Annotated in this window: 18 protein-coding genes and 1 pseudogene; 4 read left to right on the top strand and 15 right to left on the bottom strand. The window is 43.8% G+C overall.

Going from position 1 to position 22,757, the window contains the following annotated elements; all coding sequences use genetic code 11:
* Positions 1-144: 144 nt before the first annotated feature.
* From HWQ41_RS30340 to HWQ41_RS30310, 7 genes are all read right to left on the bottom strand, one after another.
* The gene (locus HWQ41_RS30340) at positions 145-717 is read right to left on the bottom strand and encodes a DUF3727 domain-containing protein (protein WP_292771291.1); all 573 of its coding nucleotides are present in this window, start codon (positions 715-717) and stop codon (positions 145-147) included.
* A 141-nt stretch (positions 718-858) separates the two neighbouring features.
* Entirely contained in the window at positions 859-1,356 is a 498-nt protein-coding gene (ruvX, locus tag HWQ41_RS30335) for a Holliday junction resolvase RuvX (RefSeq protein ID WP_292771288.1), read from the bottom strand.
* Entirely contained in the window at positions 1,337-2,593 is a 1,257-nt protein-coding gene (locus HWQ41_RS30330) for a GNAT family N-acetyltransferase (RefSeq protein WP_292771284.1), read from the bottom strand. The genes ruvX and HWQ41_RS30330 overlap by 20 nt, the downstream gene beginning before the upstream one ends.
* A gap of 671 nt (positions 2,594-3,264) precedes the next feature.
* Complete coding sequence (locus HWQ41_RS30325) at positions 3,265-3,471, bottom strand: hypothetical protein (RefSeq protein ID WP_292771330.1); 207 nt, start codon at positions 3,469-3,471, stop codon at positions 3,265-3,267.
* Positions 3,472-3,615: 144 nt separating this feature from the next.
* Positions 3,616-4,107, bottom strand: coding sequence for a hypothetical protein (locus HWQ41_RS30320; RefSeq protein WP_292771281.1), 492 nt, complete (start codon positions 4,105-4,107; stop codon positions 3,616-3,618).
* A gap of 175 nt (positions 4,108-4,282) precedes the next feature.
* On the bottom strand, positions 4,283-6,424 hold the full coding sequence (locus tag HWQ41_RS30315; RefSeq protein WP_292771279.1) for a pentapeptide repeat-containing protein: 2,142 nt from the start codon (positions 6,422-6,424) through the stop codon (positions 4,283-4,285).
* Positions 6,425-6,609: 185 nt separating this feature from the next.
* Entirely contained in the window at positions 6,610-6,951 is a 342-nt protein-coding gene (locus tag HWQ41_RS30310; RefSeq protein ID WP_292771276.1) for a hypothetical protein, read from the bottom strand.
* A 638-nt stretch (positions 6,952-7,589) separates the two neighbouring features.
* Here HWQ41_RS30310 and HWQ41_RS30305 point away from each other — a divergent pair.
* Positions 7,590-8,024 carry a hypothetical protein gene (locus HWQ41_RS30305; RefSeq protein WP_292771273.1) on the top strand — a complete coding sequence of 145 codons (435 nt, stop codon included), beginning with the start codon at positions 7,590-7,592 and terminating at the stop codon, positions 8,022-8,024.
* A 35-nt stretch (positions 8,025-8,059) separates the two neighbouring features.
* Here the strand turns inward: HWQ41_RS30305 and HWQ41_RS30300 are convergent, their stop codons facing one another.
* From HWQ41_RS30300 to HWQ41_RS30290, 3 genes are all read right to left on the bottom strand, one after another.
* Positions 8,060-8,431, bottom strand: a complete 372-nt coding sequence (locus tag HWQ41_RS30300) for a hypothetical protein (RefSeq protein WP_292771270.1) — start codon at positions 8,429-8,431, stop codon at positions 8,060-8,062.
* A 68-nt stretch (positions 8,432-8,499) separates the two neighbouring features.
* The gene (locus HWQ41_RS30295; protein ID WP_292771267.1) at positions 8,500-9,681 is read right to left on the bottom strand and encodes a glycosyltransferase family 4 protein; all 1,182 of its coding nucleotides are present in this window, start codon (positions 9,679-9,681) and stop codon (positions 8,500-8,502) included.
* Between the two features lie 10 nt (positions 9,682-9,691).
* Positions 9,692-10,681, bottom strand: coding sequence for a GDP-mannose 4,6-dehydratase (locus HWQ41_RS30290; RefSeq protein ID WP_292771265.1), 990 nt, complete (start codon positions 10,679-10,681; stop codon positions 9,692-9,694).
* Positions 10,682-10,954: 273 nt separating this feature from the next.
* Here HWQ41_RS30290 and HWQ41_RS30285 point away from each other — a divergent pair.
* A pseudogene (locus HWQ41_RS30285) lies at positions 10,955-11,263 on the top strand (zinc ribbon domain-containing protein); the annotation flags it as partial.
* 35 nt (positions 11,264-11,298) lie between these two features.
* Here HWQ41_RS30285 and HWQ41_RS30280 read toward each other — a convergent pair.
* The 3 genes from HWQ41_RS30280 to petB all read right to left on the bottom strand — a co-directional run bounded on the left by HWQ41_RS30280 (position 11,299) and on the right by petB (position 13,494).
* Positions 11,299-11,742, bottom strand: coding sequence for an anti-sigma regulatory factor (locus HWQ41_RS30280; protein WP_292771262.1), 444 nt, complete (start codon positions 11,740-11,742; stop codon positions 11,299-11,301).
* A gap of 362 nt (positions 11,743-12,104) precedes the next feature.
* Positions 12,105-12,587, bottom strand: a complete 483-nt coding sequence (gene petD, locus HWQ41_RS30275; protein ID WP_292771259.1) for a cytochrome b6-f complex subunit IV — start codon at positions 12,585-12,587, stop codon at positions 12,105-12,107.
* A 259-nt stretch (positions 12,588-12,846) separates the two neighbouring features.
* The gene (gene petB, locus HWQ41_RS30270) at positions 12,847-13,494 is read right to left on the bottom strand and encodes a cytochrome b6 (RefSeq protein ID WP_292771256.1); all 648 of its coding nucleotides are present in this window, start codon (positions 13,492-13,494) and stop codon (positions 12,847-12,849) included.
* 404 nt (positions 13,495-13,898) lie between these two features.
* Here petB and ctpA point away from each other — a divergent pair, with 404 nt between their 5' ends.
* Both ctpA and aroQ read left to right on the top strand, forming a co-directional pair.
* Positions 13,899-15,143 carry a carboxyl-terminal processing protease CtpA gene (ctpA, locus tag HWQ41_RS30265; protein WP_292771254.1) on the top strand — a complete coding sequence of 415 codons (1,245 nt, stop codon included), beginning with the start codon at positions 13,899-13,901 and terminating at the stop codon, positions 15,141-15,143.
* Positions 15,144-15,360: 217 nt separating this feature from the next.
* Positions 15,361-16,041: a gamma subclass chorismate mutase AroQ gene (gene aroQ, locus HWQ41_RS30260; protein WP_292771251.1), complete on the top strand. Its 681-nt coding sequence runs from the start codon at positions 15,361-15,363 to the stop codon at positions 16,039-16,041.
* Positions 16,042-16,087: 46 nt separating this feature from the next.
* Here the strand turns inward: aroQ and HWQ41_RS30255 are convergent, their stop codons facing one another.
* Together HWQ41_RS30255 and HWQ41_RS30250 are read right to left on the bottom strand one after the other, a co-directional pair.
* A complete protein-coding gene (locus HWQ41_RS30255) occupies positions 16,088-16,789 on the bottom strand; it encodes a Uma2 family endonuclease (RefSeq protein WP_292771248.1) in 702 nt (233 codons plus the stop codon).
* Between the two features lie 57 nt (positions 16,790-16,846).
* The gene (locus HWQ41_RS30250) at positions 16,847-22,750 is read right to left on the bottom strand and encodes an AAA family ATPase (RefSeq protein WP_292771246.1); all 5,904 of its coding nucleotides are present in this window, start codon (positions 22,748-22,750) and stop codon (positions 16,847-16,849) included.
* Positions 22,751-22,757: the final 7 nt, after the last annotated feature.

The following is a 22,757-nucleotide window of genomic DNA, read 5'->3' as shown; positions in this document are numbered from 1 at the left end:
CTAATAGTCCCAATTTAGTGTCAATGTTTCATCGCTTCCACATTTAAAGGGACATGGTAAAAGGTTTAAGTAGATTTTGATTACAATGAAAAATTCCCAATTAAAAAATTCAAAATGTTAGATTTTCATTTTGAATTTTTAATCTTATTCTACTTCATTAAAAAGATGTTCCTCTAACAGAGGTTGCACTTTGCGAAACTCCTCTGGCGAGAGTAATTCAGGTTCACCTGTTTTCGCTATCCGTGCAAAAAACAACAGGGGATCGAGGGGTGTATAAATTGCATACTCCTGATCTTCATCATAGAAGCTAGCGAGTAGCTGTAATTGCTCTGGCTCTAAATCAGCCTCTTCGTCTTCAATTTCTAAGGTGAAGAGTTCTGATTCTTCAACTGGCGGTAAATCACCTGCAACTGTCAGAGCATAGGCTGTGTTCTTCAATATCAGGTTTTGCTCAGATAGTACAGCTTGAGCATTAGCAAAAATTTGCTCAATCGTGGTGTCATCTTCTACCAGAACCGCTTCTTCTTCCTCACCGTCACCTTCCCAAGAAAAAATTTCTACAGGTGAGTCTACAGGAAGAAGCAAAACGTATTCTTGTCCATCTACCTCCAGGGAATGCTCTATGTAACATTCGAGCGATCGCCCTTTGTCATCGGTCAAAGTGATGGAACCCGCATGAGCGTTATCATTTTCTTCAGGAAATGGAGAGGAAAACATAGCCGAAATGTAGAAATTTAATAAATACCAGCAAGTTGGGAAATCGCTTAACTATTTAATGACATATTATGCCAAGCAAATAGCTTTAGACATAGATACAACTGCTGGCTAATCGTTTTCAGAATATCATGTTAAAAGGTATCAGTACTCAATAGCCGCCACTGAACTGCGGGAGTTGGCACGCTTAACATCCAGCCATTGTTGTAAAATCAAAGCGGCTGCCTTGCGGTCAATCAAACCTTTATGGCGTGACGGGGAGCGGTTCTCAGCTATCAGCAGTTGCTCTGCTTGAAATGAAGTTAATCGCTCATCCATATATTCCACAGGCAGTTTCAGTGCTCTAGCAAGTCTTATAGTAAATTTCTGAACTTGACGTGCCTGAAATCCTAGTGAGCCATCCATTGAATAAGGTAAGCCCATAACTAGAACTTGCACCTCGCGTTCATTAACTATTTGTCGGATTTGCTCGACATCCTGCTCAAAAGATGTGCGCTCAATTGTGGTGATCCCCGTGGCAATTAAACCCGTGCGATCGCACCCAGCCACACCAATCCGCTTGCGACCGAAATCCAATCCCAACGCTGAAATAAACGGTTTTGCTTGCTCTTGGGATATCACACTAATTCTCCTGCTGTACATCTGCTGATTCAGGAATCGGCGATGCTTCTATGCTAGGGTTTTTTGCCGAAAAGTTAATCGGTTCTGACAAGCTTTGCAGTGGTTTCTCTGACGATTGCAGCTTTGGTGGTTGTATCCATGACATCCCACCTGGTATAGGTTTACGAGTCGGTTGTAAACCTTGCAGCATGTCAGTCCACTGGATTCCTTCTAAGGAGACGAATTTAGACTCCCGTAGCTTGTGCCACACAGAGCGAGACATAACTAATGTATGTTCTATGCGTTTTGCTCCAATTCGTTCCAAATACTCTTCTCGCTCTGCCTGATAGTCTGAGGAAGCTAGTTGTAACCCTTGCTGGGGAAAATCTTGGGCAATGCGAGCCAGCTGAGATAGTAATTCTGGATATAGCCAGGTGTAAGCAGGATGAACCGTCAACGTTGCAGCGTGGGGGACTTCACCATTACGGTCAAGTTGCACCTGAAAATAGCCGATCGCAGCTTTGCGTTGGGGTTCAAATACGTAACCACTGACTACTTCTGTTTTGGTCAGCCATTGCTTCACTGCATCAGTTAAAGCGCCGAACAAACTGGTTTTAAAGTCGCGGGTGTTACGGTCAAAAACCTGACGTACCAAAGGTGGCATCGATGCCGTATCAAGCTGATATAGTAACTGGGCATCAGCATTACTTACTGGCAAGAGGTTGGGCAAATCTGGCTCTGCTTGTGCCAATTCAACCAGTAATTCTGGCCCAATTTCCCAGTACGTCATTTCTGCCAGACGCTGGAATCCATTTTGTCGATATAGTGCCAGCGCCTCTATGTCATTGATGTTAACTTCCAGTAGCCAAGTGCGAGCTTCCAAAATCGATTCAAAGCAATGACGCAAAAGTTGCGAGCCAATTCCTTGTTTATCGACACCACGCTCCAACAGCACTTGATCAATCCGCCAAGTGCTGCGTGTTCGGTTAAACGGTGACACTTGAATCATTCCTAAAAGTATCCGCCCTTGCTCTGCAACGTAGGCACAGAGGCGATACTGTAGCGGGTTAGGAAACCAACTCAAAAATTTGAGTAATCCATACCAGCGACGCAGCCTTTGCATCTGGCTGATGGCAAAACCTGCTCCCTTCGGAGTGAGGGCTGCGAATGACTCTTGAGTTATGCGCTCAATCCCGTCCAGATCCCGGTATTGGACTGGTCGGATAACAACGCTGAGGTTTCGAGGAAGTAATGAAGTCATTTTAATTCGAGCCGCCATTTAGCCTTCACTAACTGATCTTCAAAGGAACTGCTGCATTGGCACTCTCAGGTCTAAAGACACTGAGATTCTTGGATCAACGACGGACTTTAAAACCCAATATCCTTGCGGCAATGCTTAAACCTTCTGACCGTGCCACAGCACCAATCAACGCAGCCCAAGTTATTGAATTCCTCCAGAGTCTATCTTCTCAAGCGTACTAGGATATTTAAACCTAGAGTTTGAGCGTGCCCCGCCCTACTTTTTTATCAACATATCAACAATATTTGTTTTTTATGGATTTGGGTACTTTTTTATTACCCTAACTGTTTTAAGAGTTTTCGTCGGCTCTTTCCCCCTAAATTCTTAGCTGAAATTGTGTCTTAACTGTTTCACAATGCTAAAGGAGTTACACCTTGGCAAGATGATTATATCACGAACGACTCTTCCTAAAGTCGCACGAGTAACTTAATACCTCAGCCCTAAAGGGACTGAGACTGAGTTTTACGCTTACCGAGTGTTTTAGATAATATTAACTACTTTCTGCCCCTTACTATTGCGCCAAAAGGGTGATTTTAGTAACTTAATACTTAAAAAAGCAGAAAAAGCAGACCTTGTGAGAACACCATTGGCATTGACCCAACAACATCTGCCTTTATTTTATTTGAATTTTGATTAAAGTTTGAATATTTTTATAGCCCTTGTCGAGAAACTAGCTTTTCAAAGTGGGCTTGGGTTTGATGGAGTAATTGCTGGCGACTATCTACCAGTGTTTGCTTCAGGGTTGGAACAAGATTGCGAGCTTGCAGAGTCATGTGAAGTTGCAGATTGGCGACATATTCACTGAAATCTTGATTCACTTCATCTGTGCCCGCATCCGTTAATAAATTTGATTCCATTGCCACTGTGTTCTCCTGTGTTAATCCTGTGCTGTCTCTAGACATGACCAAAAACTATCACGTTGTTTGGACTAACTTCTTAATTTGCAATGAAGTTTAACGCTTCTTAGAGATAGCGATCGCTGTCGGGTTTTCATCTGCCCATTAAAATCTCAAACCAATACCGCCTTGTACCGAGACAGCTGTACCACTACTATCACGATAGGCATCAAAAGCGATGATGGCGTTGCCAAAAAGGACAGTATTGCTATTTGGGATCATATAATCAATGCCCGGTTGTAAAGCAAAACTAATTTTGTCGCCCACAGGAGAAGATCCACCACCACCAGCCAACACTAACCCAGCACCCAGGTAGGCATCAGCTTGCCAGTTGAGGGGGAAATCGTAGGAAACCGTTGGCACAACTGCCGTATTCTTACCAATTAACACTTGGGCGCGGAGTGAAATTGGTGCTTCCAAAAGCTTGTAGCGTCCCGCTATCACCCCTCCGAGTTGGATACCATCGGTAATACCAATAGCGGGGCCTATACCGATATAACTGCCATAGGCTACTTGAGCTTGTGCTGGGTTAGTACTCGCCAGACTCAAGACTAAGCCAGCCCCCAAAACTGAAACCAGATATGGAATATACTTCATAACCGAACTCCTCACACCAATTAGTCATTAGTCATTAGTCATTAGTCATTAGTCATTAGTCATTTGTCATTTGTCATTTGTCATTGGGAAAACTCTTCCCTCGTCTCCCTTGTCTCCCTTGTCTCCCTCATCCTCCCCTGCTCCCCTGCTCCCCTGCCTCTTCCCCTCTCTCATTCTACGGGCAACGGGGATGAATGCCACCTTGAGTACAAATGTACGCTAATTGCTTGGCATCTAAATTTTTGGCTTGAGAAAAATCAACCCCTTGAACTACGGCAGATACTGAGCCTAAATCTGGGGTTTGGACAAATTGATCTGCTGGATCTTGTTTGCTAGGGGCGAGAATTGCCCCCTTAAAATCTGCTCCGGCGACATTCGCCCCTCGTAAATCTGCAAGACTCAGGTCGGCATTTTGCAAGTTAACGTTTTCCATCTGGGCAGAACGCAAAACAGCACCAGCTAGACGAGTAGCGCTGAGGTTAGCATTGCTGAGATTAGCACGATCCAAATAGGCTCCTGATAAATCTGCCCCTTGCCAATCAGTGTTCGTTAAGTTGGCAAAGGATAATTGTGTTCCTATAGCACTAACGCGACCTAAACGCGCAGCATACAGATTGGCTTCGTTCAAGTTGGCGTCGCCTAAATCAGCCCCAGTTAAGCTGGCTTTTTCTAAAACTGCGTTTCGCAGATCGGCTCCTACTAGTTGGGTGCTGTTGAGTTTGGCCTCAAATAGACGCGCATTAGATAAGTTGGCTCTGTTGAGAGTGGCGCGGCTCAAATCGATATGGTTCATCAAGACTCGGCTAAGGTTAGCATCAGTAAGATTGGCTTGCTGCAACTGAGCTTGGCTTAAATCAGCGATCGCATCGTCGTAGGTATCCCAGCGTCCATCCTCACCCGCACCCCGGAAGCGGCTACCCTTCAAACTGGCTTGGTTAAGATTTGCAGATTTTAACTTAACTCCTGATAAATCAACGTTGTCTAGTACCAAGTTGAAGAAGGAACTTCCGGGAGTACCACTTTGACCTAATTGGGTGCTACTAAGGTCAACGCCGTTGACTTTACCACTGTAAACGGAGAGAATCTTGTTGATTGTCCCCTGGTTTCTTTGTAGCCGTCCTTGCCGTAATTCCCGCTCTTGGCTTGCTGTGCTACCCACAGATTCCAGTTCACCCACCAAAAACTGATTCTTATTTTTTAGTTCCGGGATGGCTTGGGGGCCAACAGTTGTCAAAGCTTGTTGAATCGTATCCAGGAGGCTGGGGTTAGTTTCGCTAACCAAGAGATCCGCCAGAAATTTTATGGACTGTGGGTCATTAAGACCACCCATAGCCAGAATTGCAGTTTGGCGTTGCTCATTAGTAGCCCCAGAGTTGGGACTCAATGGTTTGACAAGTTCGAGGAACTGTTGGCTGTTGATTTGCTTAGTTGCTCGCTGGGATTGTTGAATTTGGATATAAACTTGAGTGCCGATTAAAGTTGCCAACACAGCAGTCATACTCGTAAGCCCTACCCCAAACAAGGTAAGATTAGGATTTTGCTGTATTCGCCGCCACAGATTAGGCGACTGGTTGGTTTGGGCTGCCGCTAATTCTTCATTTCCCTCCTGCCATTCTTCTGCTTGATCATTACCGCTAGCAGACTGAGCTTGTCTGTTGCTAGCTGAGAGTGCATCTATTGTAAAAGTGCCTGCGAGTTGATCATGCAGTGCGCGACGCCCTCGGCGCGACGGTAAGCCGATCCCTTCACCCACAATCATTAACAAAGACAAAAATGTAAATAATCCTAAATTCGGAAAAGCAAAGCTGTAGCGCCACAACAGATAGGCGATGGAAATGGGTACAGTCCAACGCCCAACTCCTTCTCTAATCACAACTGCCCCCAATCCGGGCGGCGTCCCTTGCTCGTTGACAACCCGCACTTTTAACCAACGTTTAGGAATTGTGCTACCAGTCTTAGCCAATAAATACAATTGCCACCACGAGAGAGTTACAGGCGCTAACAGGGCGATTGTCCACAAAATATTAGTCGGCCATGCGACGTTAGGGATGCCATAGCTCACAGGCAGAGCCAGGGGTCTGGCGATCGCTCTTTCTGTTACTACCAGCACGGGGTTAAGCGGCACTCGGTTCAGATCGCTTCTAGAATTGGCATAGACACCAATACCGAAGGGAATCAACCCACTAGTAACCACTAGTGTGATTTCAGCTGCCCAAGCAGCAAAACGCCTACCTGCTAGCAACAGCGACTTGGCTCTTTCCGGTTCTTTTGACTGATCAGATTGATTACTAGTTCTCCTGACAATTGGTGTCGTCATCGCATAATTCCCTTTGACATTATTTCTACGCCGCGATCGGCACAATTAAAATAGACTAAGCTCATCGGCAAAAAGAAAAGCATATTGAAATAGAATTTAGGAGTCATAAGTCAGGAGCCTTTTGTATTCTGGCTCCTGACTTTCATAACTCTGGGCAGAGTCCGAAGTAAATGCATATCAACTTATTACTTACGTTGAAAGCTACTAGACACAAAAAATTTGTATCCAACATACACTAACACTGCCAAAAGTGCCAGACTGATCACAGATGCAACCAGTTTAAACACTGTTTGCAGCATTGCCAAGCCTACTAGCACCGTCACACCCAAAACTACCAGCTTTTTCGCCCCAGACAAGCTGTTGAACCAAATCTGAAATCGCTCCAGTTGCAAGTTCAAGTTGGCAAAAACAGACTGAGGCGTTTGTTTTTGTTCTTGTGGTTGTTGAACCACCCCAGGTGGGGAATTAATCTCTGCCTCTAGCTTATTGAGGCGACGCTGTAAGTCTTCTTCTGGTTGAGGATTCATCAATCTTTTCTACCTCAGTTAGCACACTTATTCAACAACAGACCAACCAAATTCTATTTTTGGTGGTTGTCTTAGTGATTTTAGCTAATGTCTGTGCGTGCAAGACCTTTCTGGGCAGGTAAAAATTATGTTTTTTCTTGTTGCCTTTTAAAGCCCCCTTTTTAGTCGGGCTGTTTCATTCCCTAAAAGGCGCTTGTAAATCCGTTTTAAGGAGCTTGGGGGATCTGAGTGCGTAGTCCTGCTGGCATTGCAACCAGGACTACGCACATCAAATCTTCACAAATTAACCCATCCCCTTCTCTACGAGAGGCTGCACCAACGGGGCGGGAACTCTTAATAGGGAACTCTTAACAGAAAAGAGAGAATTAGCCCCGTTCGCGGTAGCGTCTCCAAGAGTTGCAAGGTTTTAAGCCTTGCCCCTCGCGGGCGAAAAAATCCTTGTATCACAAGGTAGGTTGAAACCCCACCGCAAGTGTCTGGCTTAATTTTCCCTGTTAAGAGTTCCCCGTTCCCTGTTCCCTTTCATTCAATGGTATTAGGTTATACGGCAGCTTTTGGAACCAAGATTGATTGCTGTCGTCAATTAAATCACTACTGTATAACAATATTGCTCTAAAAAATCTGGAGCATTAATTAAAATGAAGACGCTTAGGCTACTTGCAATTGTTCCCATAGCTTTGGCGATGAGTTTGGTTTTCACTGAGGCTAATTTGGCACAGACACCAACAGTCCAAATTAGTCGGAATCTCCAACCAGATCCACTGATTTTGAAAGGAAAGTCTGGGGGAACTGTCAAAAGTAATTGTGGCAATATTACCACTGAACCTAATCAAGTTATCCAGGTTACAGAGTCACTACCTTACTTGCGATTAACAGTAGAAAGTCAAGGCAAGCCAACGCTGTTGATCGACGGGCCTGGGGGGCGCTTTTGTGTACTAGCAGATAGTTACTCTGGAGGTAAGTCAGAACTTTCTGGTTTCTGGCAGGCAGGAAAATACTCGCTGTATGTGGGCGAAGTATCCCCGCGACAGTATAGCTACACCCTCTCAATCTCGCAAATAAATAGTCATTAGTCATTTGGACTTTGCTAATGACTAATGACCCTTGACTAATCTTCCAGTGATTGGGCTATAACTTCGACAGCAGTGACATCAATTGTGCCTTCTGGTGTGAATCGCTGAAAATGACTATTTTGTACTAACAGTGACTCCCCACAGTTAGGACACTGCAACTGACTGTTATTTAAACCTGTAAATTCATATCCACAGACGGGACACTGATCAGCAACCAAGTTGCGTTGCAACCACCAACGAAAGCCAAAAAAAGCCACAATGGGTGCCAACAACAGCAACCCGAAAATAATTAGCAACGAATTAACCAACCAACCCAAGCCCACTGATGCCAGCAACCAAATAACTGCCAGCAGGGTGAGCCAAGGGCGGAGATTTAAAAGATTCAATTGAAATGACTTAAAGCTCATTTTTTAAATGTCGTCCTGCTCTCCCTCTAGGATAGCGATTTTAGTCATTGGTCATGAGTCATTTCGACTCAAATGGACTTGATTACTGAGGATAGAAGCATTTTTTGCAAGTGCTGTTGGAAGGCATCTATGCCAAACAGAGCGATCGCCTGTTCTCGCAGCCACTCGCCATCACATCGCTGGTCATCCCCTTGAAGCATTTCTATACAAGCGGCTGCTACAGCATCAAAACTGCGGTGTGGTACTCGCCATCCCAGTTTACCATCTTGCAAGGGGTCAGAGGAACCATCGTCGTCACCGGATAACACCGGCACTCCACAAGCCATTGCCTCCAGATAAACAATGCCAAAGCCTTCTTGCGAAGGCATAATATAGGCATCAGCAAGGCGGTAATGTTCCATTAATTCTTCTGTGGCAACGAAACCAGCAAATACGACGCGATCGCTAACACCTAAATTTTTTGCTAGCTGCGCCAATCGTGGTTGATCATCACCGCGACCAATTACCAAATATTTCACTTCTGGGAAAACCTGAGCGATTTGTGGTAATGCCCGAATCGTGACATCTACACCCTTGTAAATATCCCCTGACCATAACCGCGCTACTGTCATTAACACCTTAGCACCAGTTAAGCCATACTTCTTGCCTAATTCTGGCTGCTTGCAACCAGGAGTAAATTTATCCCCATCAATTGCACAAGGCATCATCTGTACCATTTTCGGGTTTAGACCATTAGCAACACAAGCGCGATCGCGGCTGTAGCGACTTATTGTCCAAATTCCAGCTGCTGATGTCAGGGCGCGACGTTCTTGATTTTTCAGGGGTTCCCAGACTTCTTTACCGTAAGTTAGCACGGTGTAAGGAATCCCCAAGAGCTGGCAAAGAGTTTGTACTAATACTGCTAAGTTAATATGACCGCAGAAAACTTGCTGCGGACGGCTTTGCAACAGACACTTAAGTAAAGCTGCTGCCATTTGCAGTCTCCCCAAATAGGGAGACTGATTTTTAAAGTAATGAAATTTTAAGTTCTCGTCTTCAAACGGATTTAAGCTATCAGGACTATCTCGGAGCAAAAAGACTTCTGCCTTGTAGTCTTGGCTCAATCCCAGATAGGCGCGAAAAATATCTTTTATATATGATTGAATACCACCTTCGTGGGCAAAAATTTCTAAGAACACGAAGACATGGTTCGTTTTTTTATTAACTTTATCACCTAACTTGAGGTTTTCTGTCACTGTAGTGATGTGCATGTTAGGTTATTTACACTCGCGGTAAGGGCGCGAGCGCACCGCTTTGTAACCGCTCTAAATCTGTTTTTACCATTTTTTCTAAAAGTTCCTCAAAGCTCACTTGGGGTTCCCAACCGAGGTTTCTTTTAGCTTTACTGGGGTTAGCTACTAGTTGAAAATGCTCATCTTTTCGCAATAAGCTGGTATTTATGACTATATGCTGCGTCCAATCCAATCCGACAGACTCAAAGGCTGTGGCAACTAAATCTCTAACACTGTGCAGTTTACCCGTGCCAATCACATATTCTTGTGGTTCATCAACTTGCAACATTAGCCACATTGCTTCTGCGTAATCTCCGGCAAAACCCCAATCACGTTTAGCATCTAGGTTACCCATTTCTAAGGTGTCAGTTAAACCTAATTTAATTGATGCGGCTGCTAAAGAAACTTTGCGTGTAACAAACTGAGGTGGGCGTAGAGGAGACTCGTGATTATATAAAATTCCGCTACAGGCAAATAGTCCATAGCGCTGTCTGTGATGCACCATCGTCCAGTGGGCGTGCATCTTGGCCGCAGCATAGGGATTTTTGGGACGAAAAGGAGTTTCCTCATCTTGAGGCGAAACAGATACATCGCCAAACATTTCGGAACTGCTAGCTTGATAAAATCTGGTAGGCAAACCAACTTTTCGTACTGCTTCCAAAAGCCTGGTAGCCGTACCAGTTATGAGATCCAGGGTTCCCAATGGGTCGTTCCAGGAGTCGGGTACAAAACTGGGAGCCGCCAAATTGTAAATTTCTTGGGGACGCAGATGTTCAACTGCGGTCAACAGCGCCGCATTATCCCTCAAGTCAACCGTAAAAATTTCTACCTGATTTGCCAGTGTTCCCAGTTTTGTCAAATTAGGTTGTCGATGCGGGGGTACTAATCCTACGACTCGGTAACCCCGGTTGAGGAGCAAATGGCTGAGATAGTAGCCATCTTGACCAGTTATTCCTGTAATTAGGGCTGTCTTAGTCATATGTCCCCGATCTCCTCTATCTCTTTAAGCACTAAATGGCAACTTGTTGGAGAACAAAAAATAAGACTCTCAACACTGCTGACAAATCTTAACAAGGGAGCTAGTGTAACTCGAATGCTATCTTTACTGTATTCATTAATTCTTTTTATACAACAATATTTTTTGAGGTTTTACAAAAAAATCATAATAACTAAGGAATTTCACGTAAAAAATATATTACTCAAATTCAAAGAATATTGCAATTTAACCACCGTCAAGATGAGAGCAAATTCAAAATATACCTCCTACGAATACTTTGGAAAAGTGTTTAAACGGGTCACGGTTGCGGTTAATCCGCAATATACAAGCTCTTATTGCTCTAGTTGCGGTGAAATTGGAAAGATTACACTATCCACTCGAACACACGTTTGTAAGTGTGGTTGTGTGATGGATAGAGATGAGAACGCTGCTAGAAATATCCTTAGTCGAGGATTGGGTACGGTAGGGCATACCGGAACCTTTGCACTTGATGCAAGCAAGGCTTGGGGAGATCAAACCGCTACTCTAGTTGGTGCAAACCTGTTTGAGCAAGTTATGTCTTAGATTCAAGAATCCCCGTCTCTTTAGAGCGGGGAGTGTCAATTTTGTGATTCTACAGAGTATTTGACGATGAGGAGGCAATTTCTACCATCTGCACCACGTTCGTATACAACACGGTCAGCCAACCGCCGGAGGAGGAACCATCCATACCCGCCTACTTGCAGCGTACCTGGCTCTGGCTCTGCGATCGCATCAGGATTAAAAGGTTTTCCATAATCCCAAATTCTAATCTCTAGTCGGTCAATCCACAGAAAAACGTTAATCTCAATGGTTGTTTCCGGGGGTAAAGCATGATGAGCATGACGAACAGCGTTGGTAAAGCCTTCTGCTAATGCTAAATTGAGGCGATCAAGTTGGGTTTTTGACCAGCCAAGTTGAGACAAATGTTGCAGACAAAATTGCTCGAACCATTCTTGCACCTGGTTTAGGAGACTGAGTTCGCTCTTAACCGTCAGATGGTCTTGCTGCACTATGCTAAGCATTAACTGTGACTTAAATATAAGTAAACCCAAGTTGCTAGTTATTAAATTTTGCACTATTCGCAAAATTTCTCTGATAGAGAAAAATCTTAATTGAGATATTCTGTTTACCAAAATACAAAACATGAGCGATTTTGGCATTTCGAGGGTTGTAACTAGCAACTTACGTTAACTAAGTAAGTGAAAAATGTTTGTATTTGGTGACTTTTGGTGATTTGAGATTTTGGAATAGCTTTTCCATCCCAAACTTCAGATCCCAGATGCAATCTGAACTATTAAAATTGACGCCTGTTGATTTTTTTCAAAAGCACATCTGCATATGCTCTTGAAACTCACAGGCGTCAAAGCACTTTGTGGTGACTAATTTAGAATAGTCCCAAGGTCAAAGATTTATCCAATGGCAAGGCAGCACCAATACCCAGCCACAGGGTGACAAGGGTACCAAAGAGGAATACTGTGGTTGCAACTGGACGGCGGAAGGGGTTTTGGAATTTATTGACGTTCTCAATAAAGGGAATGAGGATCAGCCCCACTGGTACGGAACCCATTGCTAACACTCCTAAAAGTTTGTTAGGAAGCGATCGCAAAATCTGGAAGACTGGATATAAGTACCACTCCGGCAAAATTTCCAATGGTGTGGCGAAAGGATTTGCTGGTTCACCGTTCATCGCGGGATCTAGCACAGCTAGAGCTACAATCGCAGCGAACGAACCCATGATCACGATTGGAAAGACGTAAAGTAGGTCATTAGGCCAAGCGGGTTCACCATAGTAGTTGTGACCCATGCCTTTAGCGAGTTTGGCTCTTAACTGAGGATCGCTCAGGTCAGGTTTTTTTTGTGTTGACATTTTGAAATGTGCTCTCCTGCTTAAGTTAAATTAAAGCATTTGTGAAAGCTATCAGCTACTAAGAAACCCTAGCAAAAGCGGCAAATAGCGTTTGTCTATTTACGGTCAGCCGCCTGGAGGGTCTTTACAGCTTTCGGCTTCAGATACAAGTGTTTGTTTTTTGGAACTTATGTACAATTAATTTCTTGTGTTTCATAAGTTTAAAACAAACAACTTGATCTGAAAACTGACAAATGTTGCCTTTCGCTAATAGCTAAGATTACAAAGGACCGGAAATGCCTTGTTTGCGGATCATTAAGAAGTGAAACAGCATGAAGACTGCAATCAACCAAGGCAGCACAAAGGTGTGTGCGCTGTAGTAACGAGTTAGTGTTGCTTGACCAACACTCGAACCGCCGCGCAGCAGGTCGGAGATCAGAACGCCAACCACGGGAATTGCTTCTGGTACGCCGCTAACGATTTTCACAGCCCAATAACCAATTTGATCCCAAGGTAGGGAATAGCCGGTGACTCCGAAAGAAACGGTAATCACAGCTAGGATGACACCACTTATCCAGGTCAATTCGCGGGGCTTTTTGAAACCACCAGTCAGGTAAACCCGGAAGGTGTGCAAAATCATCATCAATACCATCATGCTGGCAGACCAGCGATGGATGGAGCGAATTAGCCAGCCGAAGTTCACTTCAGTCATGATGTACTGCACTGAGGAGAAAGCTTCAGCTACTGTTGGTCTGTAGTAGAACGTCATGGCAAATCCAGTAGCAAACTGGATGAGAAAACAAACCAGGGTAATTCCACCCAGGCAGTAAAAGATATTGACGTGGGGAGGGACGTACTTGCTAGTGACGTCTTCAGCGAGTGCCTGAATTTCTAGGCGTTCCTCAAACCAGTCGTAAACGTTGGCCATACAATCTCAAGTCCCTAAGAATCGGTTGCGGTTGATAAATCCCGAAGTTCTGAATCGGCAGAAGCCGTCGCTCAGACTTCTCTCCCAATTAGCAATTTTGGGATTTTAGTAAAGGGGAGTTTTTTTTTGCTTGTCAGCTTTGGGCGTGCTAAGAGACTTCAGAAACTTTACACTTTGTAAAGATGGAATATATTGCGATCTCTTTACGCCCCTACACAGAAAATGGTGGACACAAAGTAGATTTTATCCTTTGGTGAGTGGATACGATGCATCAGTTGACTGAACAACTTGATGAGAAAAATGCACCACTTCTATAAAAAAAGTAACATAATCGAGAGATAGATTTCATCAACAACAGGGCAAGTAGGCATTTCTAGGCAATTTGGGTTGAGGTGGAATTGATAATGGGGTTCATGAATAAACAAGTCTTTCGGGTTGGATTTTCATTGTTAATGGCGTTTTGGTTGGCGTTTGGTACGCTCACCCAGCCGGCGCTGGCTTTGACCACGGAACAAAAGCTGGTTTCGGAAGTTTGGCGAATTGTTAATCGCACTTATTTAGATGAGACGTTTAATCATCAAAACTGGGCGGCTGTCAGACAAAAGGTTCTGGAGAAGCCGCTCACCGACTCAAATGCCAGTTATACGGCAATTGGGACGATGCTCAAGAGCCTCGATGATCCTTTTACCCGCTTTTTAGATCCAGAACAGTACCGCAGCTTACAGGTCAATACTTCTGGGGAACTGACTGGGGTAGGATTGCAAATTGCCCTGAATCCTGAGACTGGGAAGTTGGAAGTAGTGGCTCCCATTGCAGGTTCACCAGCAGATAAAGCCGGGATTAGACCACGCGATCGCATTCTCAAAATTGAAGGCGTTTCCACAGAAAATCTTACCCTTGATGAAGCTGCGACCAGAATGCGCGGGCCGAGTGGTAGCCTTGTCACTCTGGTGATCGAACGAGACGGAGAGACAGAAACGGAAATTAGACTAACACGCGATCGCATTGCTCTTAACCCTGTGGTCTCAGAATTGCGTGTTTCCACTGAGGGTACACCCATTGGCTACCTTCGCCTGACTCAATTCAATGCCAACGCCTCAACAGAATTGGCACACGCTATTTCTAGTCTAGAAAAAAAAGGCGCTGCTGCCTACATTCTGGATTTACGAAATAATCCTGGGGGACTCTTGCAATCAGGAATTGAAATCGCCCGTCTGTGGTTAGACTCCGGCACTATCGTCTACACTGTTAACCGACAAGGTATTCAGGGTAGTTTTGAAGCCCTTGGGCCAGCCTTGACGAATGATCCTCTGGTGATTTTGGTGAATCAAGGAACTGCTAGTGCCAGTGAGATTCTTGCCGGCGCACTCCAAGATAATGGTCGTGCCCAGTTGGTAGGCGAAACCACCTTTGGAAAGGGCTTAATTCAATCGTTATTTGAATTATCAGATGGTTCGGGCTTGGCAGTCACAATCGCTAAGTATGAAACTCCTCAACATCGGGATATTAACAAATTAGGTATTAAGCCGGATAAAGTGATTTCCCAAGCAGCCATTAACCGCGAACAGATTGGCACCGAAGCGGATCTGCAATATCAAGCAGCAGTGGAACTTTTGCTTAAAAACTCCGTGGTGGCGGGAAAGGCGTAAAAAGTTAGGAGTTAGGAGTTAGAAGTTAAGAGTTAGAAGTTTGCCTTGTTCCCAGTCAGAGACTGGGAATGACCGGATAATTCATGCAACAGTTTTTTGTGCTGAACTTGCTTTTTGTCAGTAACTATGAGATATTTTGTCTGAGATTGAAAATACTGTATTCCTATCGATTTACTGAGAATTCCTGCTAGGTAGCAGGGTGTATAAACTTTTTGACATGAATTTAAGTTTTTTCAGAAAGCATCCACTGTTGTTTGTCATCATAATTTTCTTTGGACTTTTTTTCAGTAGTACAGTAGTTGCTGCCAACTTAAAATTATATTTCGCTGCTCAGAACTCTGGGTCAGTACAATCAGCAAATCCTCAAGCTATTGCGATCGCAGATCAACAACTACCTGTAGATAAATTACTAAAATTGATCCAGCAGCGATTGCTAATTGCACATGATGTCGCCCGCTGGAAATGGAATCACAAACGTCCTATTGAGGATCTAAAACGCGAACAAGAGTTACTATTAAAGGTTAGGCAACAAGCAACAACCCATAGTCTAGAACCCGATACAGTTGCAGCATTTTTTCAAGCACAAATAGAAGCAGGAAAACTCATCCAAACAGTTGATTTTCAAAACTGGCAAAAGCAAGGCATTAAATCTTTTCCTAACGTGCCAGACTTAAACCAGACATTGCGACCATCTTTAGATAAATTAAACACAGAATTTGTCTTTGCTTTAAAAGAACTGACTCCTGTTCTAGGTTGTCCGCAGATACGGGAATTAATTCAGTCACGTTCCCAGGTGATTATTCAGGGAGATGGTATTGATCAGCGAGTGCAGAGCCTAGCAATTTCACCCCTGCTGCAATTTCAAAGCGCTTCTTGCAAAGTGGGTAACTTCCGTTGATCGGGCTAGCGACACCTAATGCCAATTATGTATCCAGTCTTTGAACTTATCCATCCGATTGGACTGCCTGGGCTAACTGCTGCACAAAGGCTTGATGTTCTATAGAATTCAACCCTGTCTGCAATCCGGCTAACACCTGTTGCATATCCCCCGCCAGCAAGGCAGATTGATCTAACCACAATCCTGGAAAGACTTGACTTTGAATCACACCTGCCGCATCAGGGTACAGATTTATATACTCTCCTGATTCTAGGTGGAACCAATCGATGCGCTGCTCAAACACCTGCCACACGAGGTACTCCTGTATTCCATTCCGCCGATAAGCACGCTTTTTATCACCCAGATCGACCGTGGCACTACTGGCGGCAATTTCGGCAACCAGTTCTGGCGCTCCTTCCACATAACCATCCTCGCTCAGGTGCGATCGCCCACCCGCCTGAGCATCAATCAATAACACCGCGTCGGGTTGAGGTTCATTGTCCAAGTCAAGGCGAACGGTTGGGTTATCACCAAGACGCACTCCGGGGGTCGCAATCTTGTAAGTCCATAACCAGCCCATCAAGTCACCATGAGGTTCAGCATGGGGTTCAAAACGCAGAGGTGAAGCCATGTAGACAGTTCCTTCAATCAATTCGGCTTTTTTCAGCTTGGGCATGGCACTGTAGCGCCGCTCAAATTCAAAGCGGGTTAAGCGATCGCCGTTTTCCAATGGGGGAACTATCAAACGCCAAAGCGAGGAACGAGGCATAATTAGGGCAGCAACAAATTATTTTTATCCTACAATAAATGACTGTGATTTTCTCCCTTATGCCGACAACGGTAGCTGAATCACAAATTCAGTTCCTTCGCCAAGTTGAGAATTCACATTGATTACTCCGCCATGTTTTTCTACAATAATTTGACGAGCGATCGCGAGTCCTAATCCCGTACCATTACCGACAGCTTTCGTCGTAAATAAATGGTCAAATATCTTTTGTTTTACCTCTTCAGGCATCCCCTTACCATTGTCAGCAATGGTAATTTCTACACCTTCATTTTCTACTGATGTTTTAATTGTTATGCGGTTAGGATTAATCTGAATTTCCTCAAAACTTCGATTTGTATTTGATTCATCCAAGGCATCAATAGCATTTGCTAAGATATTCATAAATACTTGATTTAATTGTCCAGGAAAACACTCAACTTGAGGGAAAGTGCTGTACTCAGTTATCACTTCAATTGCTGGACGTAGCTCGTTAGCCTTGAGACGATGTTTCAAAATTAAAATCGTGCTGTCGATGCCTTGGTGAATATTAAACGGCACTTTATAATCTTTGTCGGCACGGGAGAAAGTTCGTAAACTGGTGCTGATATTTTTCAGCCTGTCGCACGCCATAGTCATGGAATCAATCATCTTGGGCAAGTCTTCTAAGCTATAATCTAGGTCGATTTCTTCGGCGTGGTCTTTGATTTCATCACTTTTGTTGGGTAAACTTTCTTGATAGAGTTTCAGGTGTTCGATAATATCAGCGAAGGTCGGTTTAGCTTGTTTGAGACTGGCAGCAATAAAACCCAAAGGATTATTCATTTCGTGAGCCACACCAGCAACTAAATTGCCTAGTGCAGACATTTTTTCACTTTGCACTATTTGTAATTGGGCGTTTTGCAGATCAGTTAACGCTTGTTGTAAATCAAGTGATTTTTGTTGCAAGGCAAGTTCTGGTTTTTTGCGATCGCTAATATCCAAAAATAATCCATCCCAAACCACAGATCCATCGGCAAGCTGTTCAATTCGTGATTCTCCGTGAATCCACTTAATAATTCCTGATGGGGTGACAATTCGCCCTGACCAGTGCCAGAAAGATCGGGTTTGAATGGCGTGAGTTTGGGACTGTAGAAAACTTGCTATGTCGTCTGGATGCACCATGTTGTCGAGAAACTGCCAATTGGACATAGCTTGCTCTGGGGTAAGTTCGAGCAAGCTGTAACAGTCGGCACTAATGTAGCTCAGAGATATTACTCGCTCAGGAGTCATGCGGTATTGAAAAACTACGCCAGGCACATTGTCTACTAGATTGTGGAAGCGAGACTGAACCACACTCAACTCATTCAGTGACTGCTCTAGTTGTTGGCCATTTTCTAGCGATCGCTCATAAAGTCGGGCATTTTGCAGGGAAATTGCCGCTTGGGCGCAGAGTAAATTCAGTAGTTCGACGCGATCGTGGGTAAAGGCTCCAGTAGCGAGATTATTTTCTAAATACAACACGCCAAGCAGTTTACCTTGATTTAAAATCGGACTGCACAAAATACTCTTGGGCTGCTGTTGCTGAATGTAGGGGTCATTAATTAATTGCAGATGTCCTGTGGCATCAACAATTACTACTGGTTGTAAGCTGCGTTTGACAGTATTAATTAAGCCAACTGGTACATCAATAGACTTTTCAAATGGCTCTGAGTTGAGCAGCATTGGAGAAAAATCAACTTTGGTATTTCCATTGTTCTGTAGCTCCAGCTTTGCTAATGCCCGAATCAGTAATTTATCTGACTCCACAAGCATTAACACACACTTATCGGCTCCAGCATTTTCGATGACGATATGCAGCAATGATGAAAGCAGTTTTTCGAGTTCGATTTCGCTTGAGATAGCTTGGGAAGCTTTGAGAATGGCAGCTAAATCTAAAGCAACAGAGATACTGCTACTGCTGGAAGTAGCGGAACTGGTGGATGTGACACTCCCCAATGCAAAGATAGTTTCGCTAGTAGAGAGGGGAGAATGGGTTTGCTGTAATATGGGAGCAAGTAGTTGGGGATAGCGTCTTTCCAAGTCGGCAACCTTGGCTTTTGCCCCCCAACGAGCATAGCCATAGTAGGCTTGGGTCATATATTCCCCAGCGATGCGCTGTTTGCCCCACTCTAGGTAGAACTTTGCCGCCAGTTCGTTGGCAAGTGCTTCTTCTTGGATGTATTCGTTGGCTTTGGCAAGAGCGATCGCCTTGTCGTAAAACTCAATGGCTTCTGCTTTTTGTCCTAACACTCGACATTTTTCGGCTGACACCAAATCCACTTTATGCTGGTGATTCATGGGTGCATGGTGCGCCCAATGCTGTAACTGCGTTTGGTTTTGTGCCACTTTTTGTAATGCTTCTGATGCTTCTTCTGACTGTGGACTTAACTGTGCGATCGCAATTAAAGAATCGTAGAGATAAAATGCAGGTTCACCAATAAATCCAGCACCAGCAATTGAATAGCGTCTGACCTCAATTGCGTAGTTTATAGCTTGCTCAATTTCCCCAAACCAGAAGCAAAGCATCAGCTTATACAAATAGAAAAAATACAGCGCAAATAAGTCATTGGCAGACAGCAGCAGTGGTAGAAATTCTGTCTCTTGCAGAGCTTCACCCGACAAAATCCAGGGATGCTCTGCAAAACCCAACAGATTTAACATTGATTGCCAAAAGATTCGGCAGCGATTAGCTGATGTCAAGTGGTGCAGTTGCACAAAACCATTGCTGTAGGTGCGCGTCTCCTGCTCTAAGATTGCCAGAGGCTGACTGCACCAAAAAGAATTGTTACAAAAATTGATGGCATTATTTCCAGCGAACTCTAGGTTTCCAACTTCTAGTCCAGTTGCATAACCCTCTTGCGCCAGTGGTAACATTTCTTTTGTATGAGAGTTGCGGTGCAGGAGAAATCCTCCTAGCGCAGCTAATACTTCAGATTTAATTGTTTTGGCATCCAATTTGTAGACAACCTGGAGTCCTAATTGACCAAACTGTACTGCTGTCTCTACATCTTTGAGGATGTTACACAGAATGACTCCATACATCTCATAGGCATAGGCGGAAACTGACGTATTGCCATGTTGAATAGATAGTTTAACCAACAAGAAAACCAGCAATGGGAACACAGAGGAGCCAGTGATATGAACTGCGGAGATGATGCTACTGGCAATTTGGACAATTGCCAGTTTCTCTGCATCTATCATCAGGCTGAGGTGAACCAAATCTTCAATTTCTCTGTCTGCAATCAGTTCCTCAATCTCTTGGATTGCCTGTTGAATATCAGTCGGTGTGGGTGTTTTGGGAAACGTTACGCCAAGTTGTTGCAGGATTGTTTGGGCGATCGCAATTGCTGAGGTAAATTTACTTTGGGAGACATGAGATTGAATTCTAATGCGGTAAGCATTAACCTGTTCAGGTAAGGAGTGCGCCTGTTCGGTAACAATATCAATGAACTGTTCCATCGCCTCAAAGTCACCGCCTAGCATTGCCACTTCAGCCGCTAATTCATGCAAGGCGAGGGTCATTTCATACTGCTGTTGCCAAGCTTTTCCTCCCAACAGGGACAATCCCACTGCGACATATTCACGAGCCGCTTGATAGGCGGTGGCGGCTCTGGCTTTGCGACAGGCGGTGAGGTTAAGTTGTGCTAGTTCATCTCGTTCTGTTTGTTGGGTAATTAAAGAAGTTCCGTGATTTAATTGATTGACCAGTTCAAAAATGCGGTCAACTCTAGCTTCTGAGGAAATCTCTTGGAGGAGCAGTTGTCCGATTTGGTAATGAGTCGTCTGTTTTTGCTCATCGGGAATCAGAGAATAGGCAGCTTGTTGGACGCGATCGTGTAAAAATTGGTATGTAACAGTCTCTTGATTTTCCGGTGTACGTGCAAGACTTTCTTGCCCGACATAAAACTTATAAACATCACCGTTCGGTAAAATCAACCCTTCTTGTAATGCTTTCCACAAATCAGCAGCCGTCTGAATTTGGGATTGTGACGTAACAATTGCCAAAGTTGCTAAATCAAACTGATTGCCAATACAAGCAGCTAACTGCAAGACCTGTTGAGTTGAGGTCGGCAGTTTTGCTAATTGAACTGCCATAAATACAACAACGTCATCTGTAACCGCTTGAGTCGTCACTTGTGCAATGTCACATTGCCAACAGCCTAACTCCAAATTAAATTGAATGAGTTCTTCTTGATGCAATGCTTTGAGAAACTGGGTTGCGAAAAACGGATTCCCTTGAGTTTTTTGATATATCAATACAGAAAGAGTCCATGCCAAACTTTCTGTACATTTAAGTGTGTCAGCAACTAACTGATTTACTTGTCCTTGACTCAGTGGTGCTAAAGTAATCGTATTAATGGTTGCTTGTGCTTTTTGAATCTCACTCAAAGTCAACATTAATGGATGTGCTGGATTGACCTCGTTATGACGGTATGCACCAATTAATAAAAGATGACTTGTATCAGCCATTAATAGCTGCATTAACTTCAGTGATGCTAAATCTGCCCATTGCAAATCATCTAAGAACATCACTAATGGATGTTCAAAACTTGTAAAAACTTGGGTAAATTTTTGAAACAATAAATTAAATCTATTTTGTGCCGCCGTTCCTGATAACTCTATGGCGGGTGGTTGTTGACCAATAATGCTTGCTAATTCGGGGATGACTTCAATAATTACTTGTCCATTTTCTCCAACAGCATCTAATATTTGGTTTCTCCATTCCTCTAGCTGGACATCACTTTCAGTTAACAATTGTCCCATTAAATCCCGGAATGCTTGCACAAATGCCGAAAAAGGAATATTGCGTTGAAATTGGTCATATTTCCCTTTGATAAAATAACCGCGTTGTCTAACAATCGGTTTATGAACTTCGTTAACAACCGCAGTTTTACCAATTCCAGAAAAACCTGCTACCAGCATCATTTCTGTTGCACCAAGGCTGACTCTTTCAAAGGCTTGGAGGAGGGTTTTTATTTCGGTTTCTCGTCCATAGAGTTTGTCGGGTATAATGAAGCGATCGCACACATCCCTAAGCGCAATCTCAAAATCTTTAATTGTACCAGTTTCTTGAAGCTGATGTAAACAATTTTCTAAATCAAATTTAATTCCTAATGCACTTTGATAGCGGTCTTCGGCATTTTTCGCCATCAATTTCATTACGATGTCACAAAGAACTTGAGGAATAAGAAAATCGACCTCACCCCAGCCCTCTCCTTGGTAAGGAGAGGGTGCTTTATGCGGGTGAGGTTGATTCATATTTGGTGGTTGTTTTGCAATATGAGAATGTACCAACTCCATTGGATCGTTTGATGCAAAAGGTAACTCTCCCGTGAGTAATTCGTAGAAAGTCACACCCAGAGAATAAAAATCAGTCCGGTAGTCAATCCCCCGATTCATTCTGCCTGTTTGTTCTGGGGAAATATAAGCGAGTGTACCTTCTAACACATTTGGATTAATTAGTGTCTGCGTTTCCCGTGGTAATAAAGATGCAATACTAAAGTCAATTAATTTAACTTGTTTGGTTTCGGGATTAATGAGAATATTAGCGGGTTTGATATCTTTATGAATAATCCGATCGCGATACAATATATCTAAGGTATTACACAGTGCGATCGCTATCTGTAAAAACTCCGTGAGATTTCCTAGACTTTCCCCTGTTCCCCATTCTTTAAGAGAAATCCCCCCGAAGTCTTCCATCACCAACACATAGCCATTTTGGTAAGGTTCTAGGCTGTAGGTTTGGACGATTAGCGGTGAGTTGAGATTTTTGGCGATGGTGTATTGATTGCGAAACTGCACCAATTCGCTGAAACTGGGATAAGGATTTTTCAGCAGTTTAATCACTACTCTTAAGGAGTCTGTTTCTCGATACCCCCGATAAACTAGGGTTTTGGAACCATTGTAGAGTTCTTCACTGATTCGATATCCGGGAATACTGACCATATTGCGC

Source organism: Nostoc sp. NOS(2021), from assembly GCF_017115025.1.
Lineage (GTDB): Bacteria > Cyanobacteriota > Cyanobacteriia > Cyanobacteriales > Nostocaceae > Nostoc.
The sequence above is the reverse complement of the archived record's forward strand: the minus strand, read 5'-3'. Positions and strand labels throughout refer to the sequence as shown.